This is a genomic window from Chitinophaga sp. OAE865, assembly GCF_040546735.1.
Lineage (GTDB): Bacteria > Bacteroidota > Bacteroidia > Chitinophagales > Chitinophagaceae > Chitinophaga > Chitinophaga polysaccharea_A.
The window spans coordinates 1,645,678-1,659,290 of the sequence record NZ_JBEPOF010000001.1; the positions used below are offsets into that span (position 1 = coordinate 1,645,678).

The window sequence follows — 13,613 nt, forward strand, 5'->3', positions numbered from 1 at the left end:
TAAAATATTTTGTAAATAATTGATTCAGAATGATATAAATATTGTTTAAATGATAATTTAAATATCAGGATGATATAAAAAATATCATCCTGATTCTTTTAATTAAGATAATATCACTTTCTTTTTTATTAGATTAAAGTTTTTATTAATTTGGCGGTATAAACGGCCCCTAAGCCATCAACCATATCGCTTTATGGATCGCAGACAATTCCTTACCTTATCACCTGATCGCCATCAAACGCGGACTGCCACTGCTATTGCCCGTACTGCCACCGGAATTACTCCATATACCGGCGCCTGGGATACACTGCAACGCATTCACCTGCTGAAACGTACCCTGTTCGGGGTTACACCCGCAAACGTCAATGCCTTCAGCAGTCTCTCTATGCAACAGGCGGTAGATACTCTCCTGACCGCACAGCCAGATCCATTACCGCCCGTTAATAACTATGGTATCGATGATACCGGCGTTACACCCGGCGCAACATGGGTCAAAGCTCCACTCGGCGATGAAATGCTTGAAAGGAAAAGGATTGCGTCCTATAAAGCATGGTGGACAGGCCAGATGATTAACCAACAGGCAAGCATACACGAAAAGATGGTGCTCTTCTGGCATAATCATTTTGTTACAGAAACAGGCATGGTAAACGATAGCCGTTTTCTCTATCAATATAATCTGACCCTGCGCCAACATGCCCTCGGTAATTTCAAGGCGCTTACCAAAGCTATCACCCTGGATCCCGCTATGCTGGTGTATCTCAACGGATACCTCAACTCCAAGGGAGCTGCTGATGAAAACTACGCAAGGGAACTGCATGAACTTTTCACCGTAGGAAAAGGGCCCGATTCACATTATACGGAAGACGACGTAAGAGCTACCGCACGCGTGCTCACCGGCTTCCGGGTCGACAGGGCCAACATCGTAAGCCTGTTCGATACTACTCAACATGATCTTGGCAATAAAGAATTTTCAGGGTTCTATCTTAATAAAGTTATCTCTGGGAAAACAGGCCAGGAAGGCGCTAAAGAACTTGATGATCTCCTGACGATCATCTTCCTGCAACCGGAAGTAGCAAAGTTTATCTGCCGCAAACTGTACCGCTTCTTTGTATATTATGATATTGATGCAGCCACGGAACAAAACGTCATAACACCCCTGGCAGATATTTTCCGCAGCAGCGGTTACGATATTAAAGTAACGCTCAATGCACTGTTTACCAGCGAGCACTTCTTCGACCCGCTCAATATGGCCTGTCTTATTAAAAGCCCGGCCGACTTCTGCGTGGGTATCTGCCGCGAATATGGCATTCCCTTTCCGTCGGACTATACCAATCAATATAAAGCATGGGCAGTGGTGCACGACAGGGCCGCCGCTATGCTGCAGGATTTCGGAGATCCCCCATTAGTGGCTGGGTGGGACGCCTATTACCAGGCCCCCGCATTTCATGAACTATGGATCAATACAGACACCCTGCCCAAACGCAACCGTTTCAGCGATGGCCTTGTAAGCGCCGGCGGGTTCAACGGACTTCGTATAGATACACTCGCTTTTGCCAGCCGGCTTCCGCACCCGGAAGACCCGGTAGCGCTGGTCAATGATTCTCTCGATATACTTTATCGTGTAGGCGTTTCCGATACTGTGAAAGGATTCCTGAAAAATAAGATTCTCCTGAGCGACCAAAGTCCCGATAGCAACTATTACTGGACCCAGGCCTGGAACGCCTGGAAAGCCTCACCTACAGACGCCTCCCTGAAAGATAACGTGGAAAGCCGCCTCCAGGCACTGTATAAATACATTATGGACCTGTCTGAATATCAATTATCCTGATAGCAGAAAAACCTTTTTATGAAAAGAAGAGACTTCCTGAAATATACAGCGCCAGCTGCTATCCTGCCAACTTTAATCAATGGCTTTGCTGTTAAAGCCTTCGGTTCATCTCCTATGCTGGATGCACTTAGTACCGCGTCTGCCGATAATGATCACGTACTGGTGATGATCCAGATGACCGGTGGCAATGATGGGCTTAACATGGTTGTCCCACTGGATATCTATGGTAAATACCAGGCTGCACGTTCAAACATCGCCATACAGGAGGGGAAGGTGCTCCGGCTCGATAACTACACCAAATCCGGCCTGCATCCTGCTATGACGGGCATACAGAAATTATACAACGACGGAAAAGTAAGTATCGTTCAAAGTGTGGGATACCCTTCTCCCAATTTTTCGCATTTCCGCGCTACAGATATATGGCTCACCGGCTCTAACTCCAACGAAGTGCTTACTACCGGTTGGGCAGGCCGCTATCTTGATACACAATACGAAGGATTTCCTGATGGATACCCTAACGACAAAGCGCCGGATCCACTGGCTGTTCAGATAGGCTCTATCGTATCACCCGCTTTCCAGGGACCGTATGCCAGCATGGGCATCGCTATTACCAGCGCTACAGATTTCTATAACCTGATAGATGGTGTTACAGACCCGGTTCCCAATACCAAATGGGGAAAAGAGCTGGAATATATCCGCCTGATTGCAAAACAAACCAATAGCTATGAAAAAGCTATTACTGCTGCTGCTAAAAAAGTAACCTCACAAGGCGCTTATCCCGCCAATAACAGCCTGGCCGAACAACTGAAAATAGTGGCGCGCCTGGTGGCAGGCGGACTAAAAACAAAGCTCTATATGGTAAGCACCGGCGGTTTCGATACCCATGCCAACCAAACAGAGGGCGGAGATACCAGTAAAGGCGGGCACGCCAACCTGCTTGGTGGCGTTTCAGATGCTATCAAAGCCTTTATGGACGACCTGAAAGGACTACACGCTTCCCGCAGGGTAGTGGGCATGACCTTCTCCGAGTTCGGCCGCCGTATTAAATCAAATTACAGTATGGGTACGGATCATGGCGCTGCTGCTCCCATTATCATTTTTGGAGATTATGTAAACCAGGGAGTGCTGGGAAATTCTCCGGCACTGCCAGATGCATCCTCTGTAATAGATAATATTCCTATGCAGTACGACTTCCGCTCTATCTACGCATCTATCCTGGAACAATGGTTCTGCGTGGATCAGACGGTATTGAAAACTATTCTCCGGGACGATTACCAGCGCCTGCCTCTTATCAGCGGCGTAGCCTGCGGTACCATTACCGGCCTGCCGGACCTCGATACGGAAGATAAAAAGCTCATCACCAACTCACCAAACCCTTTCGCAAATTATACTACGGTTACCTATGTTACCGGCAGCGGCAACACATTGGTTCAGATCTTTGACACTACAGGCCGCCTCATTGGCATCCCCGTGAATAAAGTGCATACCCCCGGTACCTATACCTTCACCTTTGATGCGCATAACCTGCCCAACGGCATTTATTATGCCCGCTTCCAGAATGGCCCGGTACAACAGGTTCGCCCTATGCTCAAAGTAAACTGACCTTATAATTTCATTAATATTCGTGCAACGCTGTTGCAAATAGATGGATTTTGCTACCTTTGCCTCCGTGTACAAACGCTATCTGCATAAAATATTAGCAATTATTCTCCTGGGAGTATTTATTGTAAATACCGTCCCAAGGGAGTTTATACACGAATTTGCAGGTCACCACGATACGGCAGACGCCCTCCATCAACATGGCGGGCTTAGCATCTCTGAACAACACCGGCACTGCGATTTTCTGCAGATTGGCGTAGAGCCCTACGAGTTATTTGTTACTATATACATACCACCGGTCCAAAAAGTAATCTGGATATTTTCACCGCTTACGTTACCGGAAACCACTCACGTACCATACTTCAATCTCACACCCAGAGCACCGCCTGCCTCCCTGGCCTAGCTTTTTTATTGCAGCGTGAACCACCTGTTCACGTTGGGTATTCATTTTTACAGATTCTATACTTTTCAGATATGCATTATTTGCGTGTATTTATACTCGGGCTTTGGAGTGTAATGTTACTGGCGTTACCAGCTGCCTATGCCGGTACTAACCCCGAAGATGGGGAATATTCAAATTCACTGACCGGTAAAGTAGTGGACAAGTCAACCCATATGCCACTGCCGGGCGCTACAGTTTACCTGCCGGATCTTCGCGTGGGCGCTGCTGCCGATGCACAGGGAAATTATACCATCAAAAATCTGCCAAAAGGAAAATATGTGGTAGATGTACACTACATCGGTTATGCCGCTTATAGCGCTCCTGTAGCGATATCTGGCGCTACCACCCAGGATTTCGAGCTTGGTGAAACACTGATAGAAAAAAATGAAATCGTTATCACAGGCGCCAACCTGGCTACATCTGCCAGGAAAACACCTACGCCCATCAGCGTGATCCGCCGCGATTATCTCGACGACAACATCTCTACAAATATTATAGATGCGATAGCAAAAGTGCCGGGTGTTACACAACTCTCTACCGGGCCAGCTATCTCCAAACCTTTTATCCGCGGTCTTGGTTATAACCGAGTAGTGGTAGTAGGAGACGGTGTGCGCCAGGAAGGCCAGCAATGGGGAGATGAGCACGGTATCGAAATAGACGACTACAATGTAAGCAGGATAGAAGTACTGAAAGGCCCGGCTTCCCTGATCTATGGATCTGATGCGCTGGCAGGTGTGGTGAACATTGTTCCGCCGGCACCGCTGCCTTTGGGAAAAATAAAAGGTAATGTGGAAGCCAACTATCAGACCAATAACGGGCTGATGGCATACCATGCAGATATTGCCGGTAATAACAATGGCTTTAGCTGGGGCGCCTTCGTTACACAAAAGCAAGCGCACGATTATAAAAATAAATACGACGGCTACGTATTTAATTCCCGCTTTAACAATACCAACTTCGGCGCTAATATCGGTATCAACAAGCAATGGGGATATTCTCACCTTTCCTTCTCATCCTTTAACCAGCACTTGGGCCTGGTAGAAGGTGACCGCGACAGCAACGGCGATTTTGTGAAACTGATCAATAACAACGGCACAGAGGAAGAAGTACCGGTAACTGGCAGCGATAATAAATCCTACAGTATGACGGTGCCCAAGCAGCAGATCAATCACCAGAAAATAGTATGGGACAATAGCCTGTACCTGCATAATGGTGGCCGTATTGGTCTTACTCTGGGATATCAGCTGAACCAGCGCCGCGAATTTGGCGATGTGCTGGCGCCATCTACACCGGAACTGTACCTGCACCTGCAAACTTTTAACTATGCGTTGAAGTATTACCTGCCCGAAATGAACGGCTGGCAAACAACCGTAGGTGTAAATGGGATGCAGCAAACCAATCAGAATAAAGGAGAAGAATTCCTGATCCCCGCATACGACCTGTTCGATTTTGGCGCATTTGCAGTAACCAGCAAAACATTCAATAAGCTCACCCTGACCGGAGGCGTACGTTTCGATAACCGCTCGTTGAATTCCAAATCACTGCTTCTGGACGCAGATGGCAAACCTGCCAATACCGGTGATACAAAGTTTGACGCCTTTAAGCGCAACTTCAATAATGTATCCGCCAGCGTTGGGCTCAGCTATGAGGCCAGTGATCAGGTGGTGCTGAAGCTCAATGCAGCAAGAGGTTTCCGCGCTCCGAACATTGCAGAACTTTCCGCCAACGGCGTGCATGAAGGAACCATCAAGTATGAATATGGCAACCAGGATCTCAAACCGGAGGTAAGCACACAGGTAGATGCGGGCGTGGATTTTAACACCGAACACGTTTCCCTGTCGGCCAGCCTGTTTTACAACCATATCAATAACTTCATCTTCTCCCGCAAACTGTTCAATGCAGCCGGCACGGACTCCATTCCTGCCACAGATAACGATGAAGGATATGCTGCGTTTAAATATCAGCAAACAGATGCCAACCTTTATGGTGGAGAGCTGATGCTGGATATTCACCCGCACCCGATCGACTGGCTCCATTTTGAGAACACTTTTTCTTATGTAAGAGCTACTACTGCTAACAGTTCCGACTCTACGAAATATCTTCCTAATATCCCGGCAGCACACTGGTTGTCTGAATTAAAGGGAAGATTTAAGAACGTAGGAAAAAGCCCGCTGAAGAATGCCTATATAGGTGTGCAGATGGATCTGAATTTTGCACAGAATGACGTGTTCTCTGCTTATGAAACAGAAACCCCCACTTCCGGTTATACTCTCTTTAACGCCGGGTTGGGCAGTGATTTTGTAAACAGGAAGAATAAAACATTGTTCTCCCTGCATTTCGCAGTCAATAACTTAACAGATGTGGCTTACCAGAATCACCTGAGCAGGTTGAAATATGCGCCCATCAATGAGGTAACCGGCAGATCTGGTGTATATAATGTTGGCCGGAATTTCAGTGTGAAACTCGCAATCCCGATTGATTTTAAATAGTGTTAATGGTTTCTTTTAAAAGGCTCCTGCATCCGCAGGGGCTTTTTTTATGCCGGTTGCTGTTTCTTTTACGGAATCTGCTATCCTGGTATAGGTAGCCTTGTTATTTTTTATTTTAAAGAAGATCTTCCGGGATGTTGCAGGTATTGTATTGATTCCTACTGCAGTATCCGTTCCCGTTATTATCAGTTGGGGGACGGGGATAACGGTATCGCTGGTATCTATAGCCCGCATATAATTGATCAGCCGCCTGCCTTCCCTGGTAATATGAATGGTTTGCATACCTGTTCCGGAATTGGCAATAGATGCAGTTATCCCCGCCGCCTCAAATATGGCGCTATCGCTGTTAATATTTCCACTGGTAAGGGTAAAGGGCGCTGGCTCCGCCTGTACATCCGATATAGCAGCAGAAGCAGCTCCGGAAGAGGTTTTGGTGGCCGGCTGCTTGCAGCTCAGTATTAACACAGGGAGCAGTAATAAGGTTCTTTGCACGATGAGTAACTTATTTGAAAAGATAAAGCTATTAAATTTTATGGAACCGGTCATTGTCCACCGACTATATATAAAGGTTACTTATGTATTAATTATAGCAATAACATTATAATATTTGATGATTTGTATAATTTTACAGGGCCGGAGGCAAACTCCCTGCAGGCGGGCTTGATAAGTAAAATCGTTTTTCCGGTACAAATACCGCCTGGTTTTACCATTGATGTAAAAATTTAGTTGAAATATTGATAGATTTTGTAGTTTAGAGGATCATTACTTAAGTAAGTGTCAGATTGAATGTCCTGCCAGGAGGAACAGTTCCCTCAGTTTTCAAAAATTGGTTTTTGTATTAAGATTTTTCTGACCACCATTGGTTCAGATTTTGGTTGAAAAAGAAAGGGGCTGTTTTCACAGCCCCATATTTTTTTCGGTTATCTTATTTTAATGTTGATGTGTGGGCTTATTCAGCTTTGCCGTTTCCTCATCATAGTATACAAAGAAATACAGATAAATAGCTCTGGACAACCGCATCAGCCATGGTTGTATAAGCACCAGCAACACCCCGTTCACGCCAAGCCATATAAAAATGCTGTTATCTCTCCAGGTTAATCCAAAAAACAACCAGAACCAGATCAGGTTAAATACACTGAACGCCACTGATAAAGCATAACTAACATAGCCTGTTCCAAACCAGAAGCCCGTTTCCAGCTCATATTTCTGTCCGCATACAGGGCAGTTATCGTACATGTTGAAGATCTTCGAAAACCTGAGGTGAAACGGGTTCTGATCCCTGAACATATCTCCTTTCCTGCATCTGGGGCATTTCATAGTCAGCATGCTAACAAAATAATTAGGGCGCCTGGGCTGTTGTGTACTCATCTTACAAAATTAATCAATTACTTCTTAGTCACCCAAAGCGCACTATACCGCTTCTGTTTTGCGCTCGCCGATCTGTTGTCTCCACATGGCATAATACAGGCCTTTTTCAGCCACCAGGTCTGCATGTTTGCCCACTTCTACGATATGTCCTTTTTCCAGTACATAAATACGGTCGGCATGCATAATAGTGCTGAGGCGGTGTGCAATCATCACGGTAATATGTTGCTTGGTGGCCGTTACTTCACGTACCGTTTTGGTAATTTCTTCTTCTGTAATGGAATCCAGCGCTGATGTAGCTTCATCAAATACCAGCAGGCGTGGTTTTCGCAGCAGTGCCCTGGCAATGGATAAACGTTGTTTTTCACCGCCGGAAATTTTAATGCCGCCTTCACCAATTACTGTTTCAAGTCCTTTGTCGGCCCTGGCCAGTAAGGAATAGCAGGAGGCTTTATCCAGGGCTTCCATGATGTCTGCATCGCTGGCTCCGGGATTTACAAATAACAGGTTTTCGCGGATGGTGCCTGCAAAAAGCTGGGTATCCTGCGTAACAAAACCTACCTGATGGCGCAGGTCTTCCATGTCTACGTCGTTGGCATCTACCCCGTTGTAGTAAATATGCCCTTCATTTGGTTTGTACAAGCCAACCAACAGCTTTACCAGCGTGGTTTTACCGGATCCTGAGGGTCCTACGAAAGCAATGGTTTCCCCTACATTTACGGAGAAGTTCACCTTATCCAGGGCTTTGGTGGCCGCAGTGAGGTGTTTAAACCCTACCTGTTTGAACAGCAGTTCATCAATATGCGTCACCTTTACAGGGTTGGCGGGCATTTCCTCTACCGGCGTGTTCAGGATGCTCTGGAAATTCAGCAGCGACACCTGTGCCTCGCGGTAATTCAGGATAATATTGCCAAGTTCCTGTAGCGGCCCGAAAATGAAGAAGGAATACAGCTGTAGTGTCATCAGCTGTCCTATGCTCACTACATCACGGTAAATGTAAAACAGGAGCAGGAACAGGATGGCTGAGCGCATCAGGTTCACAAAAGTGCCCTGTACAAAACTGATACTGCGGATGCTCCGCACTTTTTTCAGCTCCAGTAACAGGATCTTCATGGTAGTGGAGTTTAAGCGCCTGATCTCCTGATTGGAGAGGCCCAGGCTCTTTACCAGCTCGATGTTCCGGAGTGATTCTGTGGTAGATCCTGCCAGTGCGGTGGTTTCCTTTACAATTGTTTTCTGTATCACCTTGATTTTCCTGCTCAGTACACTCATAAGGATGGTTAGCAGGATACAGCCGGTGAGGTACACAAAAGGCAGGCTCCAGTGCACCGTGATGGCGTATACCATCACAAATACCACACCTATCAGCGATACAAAAAGCACGTTTACAAAGGCGGTTATGAATTTTTCACAGTCAACCCGTACCTTCTGGAGGATAGCCAGCGTTTCACCACTGCGCTGGTCTTCGAACTGCTGGTAAGGCAGGCGGAGTGAGTGTTTCAACCCATCGGTATACACCTGGGCGCCGAATTTCTGCACAATAACATTCACAAAGTAATCCTGGAAAGCCTTGGCTATCCTGGACACCATTGCCACACCTATGGCTGCGGCCACCAGTAACAGTACCCCTGTAAGGTACTCGTTCTCCGGCCGGAATAGCCCGTCTTTAAAAGTTTTTGGATGAGAAGCGAACCTGTCAATGATCCATCCGAAGATCATAGGGTCCATCAGTGAGAAAAGCTGGTTAATACTGGCCAGAGCCATTGCTAATACGACCAACCATTTATATCTCTTCAAATAATGCAGTAATAGTTTCATATATCCGTTTTCCTGAGGTGCAAAGTTACTGTATGTTGCCACATATTTCGGGGAAAAGTACTGGCTATTTTAGTCAAAAAACGCTAACTTAATATTAAGTTCTTTGTAAAGACACAGGTGAGATATCTATTATCTAAATAAATCTCCACATATGAAAACGTATGATGAAAAACATATCAAAAACATCGTACTGTTAGGTGCACCCAAAAGCGGCAAAACTACCCTCTCTGAAACCATGTTATTTGAAGCCGGCATCATCAGTAAACGAGGCTCAATTGAAGAGAAAAATACCGTGTCCGACTACCACGATATTGAGCATGAACGGGGAAACTCCGTATATGCTACCCTGATGCACACTGAATGGAAAGATTATAAGATCAATATTATAGACACCCCCGGACTGGAAGATTTCATAGGGGAGGTAATTGCAGCCATCCGCGTATCTGATACAGCTGTTCTCCTGCTTAATGCCCAATACGGGGTAGAAGTGGGAACGGAGCTGGTATGGGATTATGTGGATAAATACCGGAAACCCACCATACTGGCCGTTAATCAGCTGGATGCGGAACTCGCCAACTTTAATAAAACAGTGGAAGATGCCGTTCGGGTGCTCGGCAGCCCTGTTACTATTATGCAGTATCCCGTTAATACCGGTCCCGGGTTCAATGCCATCATCGATCTGCTGAAAATGACTATGTACCGCTTCCCGGAAAGTGGTGGTAAACCCGAAAAACTCCCCATCCCCGATAGCGAAAGGGAAAGGGCTGATAAGCTGCACAATGAGCTGGTGGAGAAAGCCGCTGAAAATGATGATACCCTGATGGAGCTGTATTTTGAAAAAGGTAGTCTTGATGAAGATGAGCTTCGCCAGGGTATCAAGATAGGTATGCTCAATCATCATGTATTTCCCCTGTTCTGCTTATCCGCTAAAAATAATATGGGCAGCGGCCGCCTGATGGGATTTATCGATAATGTAGCCCCCGGTGCAGTGGAAATGCCTGCGGAAACCACTACCGGAGGCAAATCTGTTCCCTGTGATCCTGCAGGTCCGGCGGGATTATTTGTTTTTAAAACTTTACAGGAGCCGCATATCGGCAGACTTACCTATTTTAAAGTGATGTCGGGAGAAGTAAAAGGCGGTATGGAGCTGTTCAACGAAGCAGGCAATACTACCGAGCGTATCAGCCAGCTGTTTATTGCAGACGGGAAAAACCGCAATAATATAGAACGCCTCCGGGCGGGGGATATAGGCTGCACACTGAAAATGAAAAACACGGTCACCAATCAGACACTGGCAGAGAAAAATTTCCCCGGGCAAATTGCTCCTATCGATTTTCCTGTCCCTAAAGTGCGTGTAGCCATTGAAGCGAAGAACAAGGCCGACGATGAAAAGCTCAGCGAGGTACTGGCGGAAATTCACATGGAAGACCCGACGCTGATTGTGGAGTTTAACCGGGAACTGAAACAGGTGATCCTCCACGGACAGGGAGAACTGCATTTACTTGTTACCAAATGGCGGCTCGAAAATATTTATAAAATGCAGGTGGCATTCCATGCGGCAAAAATACCCTACCGTGAAACCATTCAGAAGCCTGCCCAGGCTTCCTATCGCCATAAAAAGCAATCCGGTGGCGCGGGCCAGTTCGGAGAGGTATTTATGAAAATAGAGCCCTGGTATGAGGGTATGCCGCCCTATAAAGAGCACACCGTGCGCGAATCTGAAGAGATAGCGTTGAACTGGGGCGGCAAACTGGTATTCAACAACTGTATCGTAGGGGGCGCTATTGATAGCCGCTTCCTGCCATCCATTCTCAAAGGGGTGATGGAGAAAATGCAGGAAGGGCCACTTACCGGCTCGTACGTACGCGATATACGTGTGAGCGTATACGATGGTAAAATGCACCCGGTGGACAGTAACGATATTTCCTTTAAAATAGCCGGGATGATGGCTTTCCGCGAAGCCTTCCACCAGGCGGCCCCGCAGCTGCTGGAGCCGGTTTACGACCTGGAGGCGGTGGCTCCGGATGTTATGATGGGCGATATTATGAGCGAACTGCAAACGCATCGGAGCATTATAACGGGAATGGATACACTGAATGGTTACCAGGTTATCAAAGCACGAACGCCACAGGCGGAAATAGACAAGCTGTTTGCAGCGCTGCGTAATGTTACCCAGGGCAAAGCCAAGCTAAAGTCCCGGTTCGCCGAATACGCGCCCGTTCCCGCAGAAATGCAGCGGAAACTGAGTGAAAGTTATAAAGAAGATCTGGGTGTGTAACCGCCACAGGCGCGGATTTCATTTCAGGAAGAAGACCTGGATGTAATCGCCTGATAATTGCAGGGAAGATTGCTCCTGCCGAACTTTTGTTGGCCGAATGGTGAAAGGAACATTGCTGCTTTGCATCAATGCCACCATAGGCCACATTCCCAGCAGTGTTTATTTGTACCCAGGATTATGTTGGTTATAATTTTGGATTTTACTGTATTCTTTTCACCCTGTCCTAACTTAGTTCCCCCAATTTTCCCTGTCAAGGCTTCTGAACTGTATGGCTTCGGCCATATGCACAGGTTCTACGCTACGACTTCCTTCAAGGTCGGCAATTGTTCTGCTTACTTTCAGTATCCGGTCGTAAGCACGGGCGGATAGCTTTAGTTTCTCCATGGCCTGCCCCAGTTGTTCCCTGCATTTATCACTGATCACGCACACCGTTGCCAGCAGGCGGCTATGCATTTGCGCATTGCAGTAAATCCCTTCATAAGCGGCAAACCTGCTGGCCTGGATAGCCCTCGCAGCAATCACACGTTCACGTATATACGTACTTTTCTCTGCGGCATTGGTCGACGACAGGTCCGCAAACTTCACCGGCGTTACTTCCACGTGGAGGTCTATACGATCCAGCAGCGGCCCCGATACTTTATTCAGGTATTCCTGTACCTGCCCGGGAGCACAGGAACATTCCTTATCCGGATGGTTGAAATAACCGCAGGGACAGGGATTCATAGATGCCAGCAACATGAAACTGGCGGGAAAGTCGATAGCCGTTCTTGCCCGGGAAATGGTCACTCTTCTTTCTTCTACCGGTTGCCGCATTACTTCCAGCACCTTCCGTTTAAACTCAGGCAGCTCATCAAGGAACAGTACACCGTGATGTGCCAGTGAAATCTCTCCCGGCTGCGGGATGCTGCCGCCGCCTACCAATGCGGCATCACTGATGGTGTGATGCGGGGAACGGAACGGGCGGTGGGTGATCAGTGAAGTGTGCTCCGGCAACTTACCGGCCACGGAATGAATTTTAGTGGTTTCCAGTGCTTCCTGTAAGGTGAGTGGCGGCAGTATGGTAGGCAGTCGCTTTGCCAGCATGGTTTTGCCGGCTCCGGGCGGTCCTATCAGTATTGCGTTGTGACCACCGGCAGCGGCAATTTCAAGGGCACGCTTGATCTGTTGCTGGCCTTTAACTTCACTGAAATCCATACTGAAGCCGGCCTGCGTGGAATAGAACTCATCACGCCGTGCTGAAACAGGCGTAAGACTACCAGGATCATTCAAAAAGTTAATGGCTTCGGAAATATGTGAAATGCCATATACTTTCAAACCATCCACCATAGCCGCTTCCAGTGCATTTTGTTTGGGCAGTATAAAGCCCCGGAAGCCGTCTTTCAACGCCTGCATAGCTATGGGCAGCGCGCCTTTAACAGGCTGGATGGTGCCATCCAGCGAAAGCTCTCCCATAAGCACATAGTGCTCCAGGTGAATGGGCGATACCTGCCCGGAAGCGGCAATAATACCGGCGGCAATGGGCAGGTCGTACGCTGCGCCGGCCTTGCGTATAGCCGCAGGCGCCATATTTACCACGGTCCGCGTTCTGGGCATGCGCAGTCCCATGCACTGGATAGTGGACTCTATACGCCGTTCGCTTTCCTTTACAGCATTGTCCGGCAGTCCGACAATGAATAATTTATTGCCTTTGGAAGATACATTTACCTCTATGGTAATGGTAATGGCATTTACGCCAAGGATGGCGCTGCCGTAGGTTTTAACAATCATATGGATATCTGGGTTAACAGGTACGAA

The 13,613-nt window shown here is 47.3% G+C and carries 9 protein-coding genes; 5 read left to right on the plus strand and 4 right to left on the minus strand.

Annotated elements, in window-relative coordinates:
- The first annotated feature begins 193 nt into the window (after nucleotides 1-193).
- The 4 genes from ABIE50_RS06940 (at nucleotide 194) to ABIE50_RS06955 (ending at nucleotide 6,358) form a co-directional block, all read left to right on the plus strand.
- On the plus strand, nucleotides 194-1,828 hold the full coding sequence (locus ABIE50_RS06940; RefSeq protein ID WP_209866745.1) for a DUF1800 domain-containing protein: 1,635 nt from the start codon (nucleotides 194-196) through the stop codon (nucleotides 1,826-1,828).
- Between the two features lie 18 nt (nucleotides 1,829-1,846).
- Complete coding sequence (locus ABIE50_RS06945; protein WP_209866747.1) at nucleotides 1,847-3,430, plus strand: DUF1501 domain-containing protein; 1,584 nt, start codon at nucleotides 1,847-1,849, stop codon at nucleotides 3,428-3,430.
- Between the two features lie 43 nt (nucleotides 3,431-3,473).
- Nucleotides 3,474-3,830 (plus strand): hypothetical protein, encoded by a 357-nt coding sequence (locus ABIE50_RS06950; RefSeq protein ID WP_209866748.1) that lies wholly within the window; start codon nucleotides 3,474-3,476, stop codon nucleotides 3,828-3,830.
- A 71-nt stretch (nucleotides 3,831-3,901) separates the two neighbouring features.
- Entirely contained in the window at nucleotides 3,902-6,358 is a 2,457-nt protein-coding gene (locus tag ABIE50_RS06955) for a TonB-dependent receptor (protein WP_209866750.1), read from the plus strand.
- A gap of 15 nt (nucleotides 6,359-6,373) precedes the next feature.
- Here ABIE50_RS06955 and ABIE50_RS06960 read toward each other — a convergent pair whose 3' ends face one another.
- The 3 genes from ABIE50_RS06960 to ABIE50_RS06970 all read right to left on the minus strand — a co-directional run bounded on the left by ABIE50_RS06960 (nucleotide 6,374) and on the right by ABIE50_RS06970 (nucleotide 9,541).
- Nucleotides 6,374-6,850, minus strand: a complete 477-nt coding sequence (locus tag ABIE50_RS06960) for a hypothetical protein (RefSeq protein ID WP_209866751.1) — start codon at nucleotides 6,848-6,850, stop codon at nucleotides 6,374-6,376.
- Between the two features lie 438 nt (nucleotides 6,851-7,288).
- Nucleotides 7,289-7,726, minus strand: coding sequence for a DUF983 domain-containing protein (locus ABIE50_RS06965; RefSeq protein ID WP_142683839.1), 438 nt, complete (start codon nucleotides 7,724-7,726; stop codon nucleotides 7,289-7,291).
- Nucleotides 7,727-7,768: 42 nt separating this feature from the next.
- On the minus strand, nucleotides 7,769-9,541 hold the full coding sequence (locus tag ABIE50_RS06970) for an ABC transporter ATP-binding protein (RefSeq protein ID WP_209866753.1): 1,773 nt from the start codon (nucleotides 9,539-9,541) through the stop codon (nucleotides 7,769-7,771).
- Between the two features lie 151 nt (nucleotides 9,542-9,692).
- Here ABIE50_RS06970 and fusA2 point away from each other — a divergent pair, with 151 nt between their 5' ends.
- Entirely contained in the window at nucleotides 9,693-11,819 is a 2,127-nt protein-coding gene (gene fusA2, locus ABIE50_RS06975) for an elongation factor G2 (RefSeq protein WP_209866754.1), read from the plus strand.
- A 228-nt stretch (nucleotides 11,820-12,047) separates the two neighbouring features.
- Here fusA2 and ABIE50_RS06980 read toward each other — a convergent pair whose 3' ends face one another.
- Nucleotides 12,048-13,586 (minus strand): YifB family Mg chelatase-like AAA ATPase, encoded by a 1,539-nt coding sequence (locus ABIE50_RS06980; protein WP_209866756.1) that lies wholly within the window; start codon nucleotides 13,584-13,586, stop codon nucleotides 12,048-12,050.
- Nucleotides 13,587-13,613 lie beyond the last annotated feature (27 nt).

Bases quoted from the DNA above. Each gene is read 5' to 3' on its own strand.
- ABIE50_RS06945 (WP_209866747.1), top strand. From the start codon at position 1,847: ATGAAAAGAAGAGACTTCCTGAAATATACAGCGCCAGCTGCTATCCTG.
- ABIE50_RS06950 (WP_209866748.1), top strand. From the start codon at position 3,474: ATGGATTTTGCTACCTTTGCCTCCGTGTACAAACGCTATCTGCATAAA.
- ABIE50_RS06980 (WP_209866756.1), bottom strand. From the start codon at position 13,586: ATGATTGTTAAAACCTACGGCAGCGCCATCCTTGGCGTAAATGCCATT.
- ABIE50_RS06955 (WP_209866750.1), top strand. From the start codon at position 3,902: ATGCATTATTTGCGTGTATTTATACTCGGGCTTTGGAGTGTAATGTTA.
- ABIE50_RS06970 (WP_209866753.1), bottom strand. From the start codon at position 9,541: ATGAAACTATTACTGCATTATTTGAAGAGATATAAATGGTTGGTCGTA.
- fusA2 (WP_209866754.1), top strand. From the start codon at position 9,693: ATGAAAACGTATGATGAAAAACATATCAAAAACATCGTACTGTTAGGT.
- ABIE50_RS06940 (WP_209866745.1), top strand. From the start codon at position 194: ATGGATCGCAGACAATTCCTTACCTTATCACCTGATCGCCATCAAACG.
- ABIE50_RS06965 (WP_142683839.1), bottom strand. From the start codon at position 7,726: ATGAGTACACAACAGCCCAGGCGCCCTAATTATTTTGTTAGCATGCTG.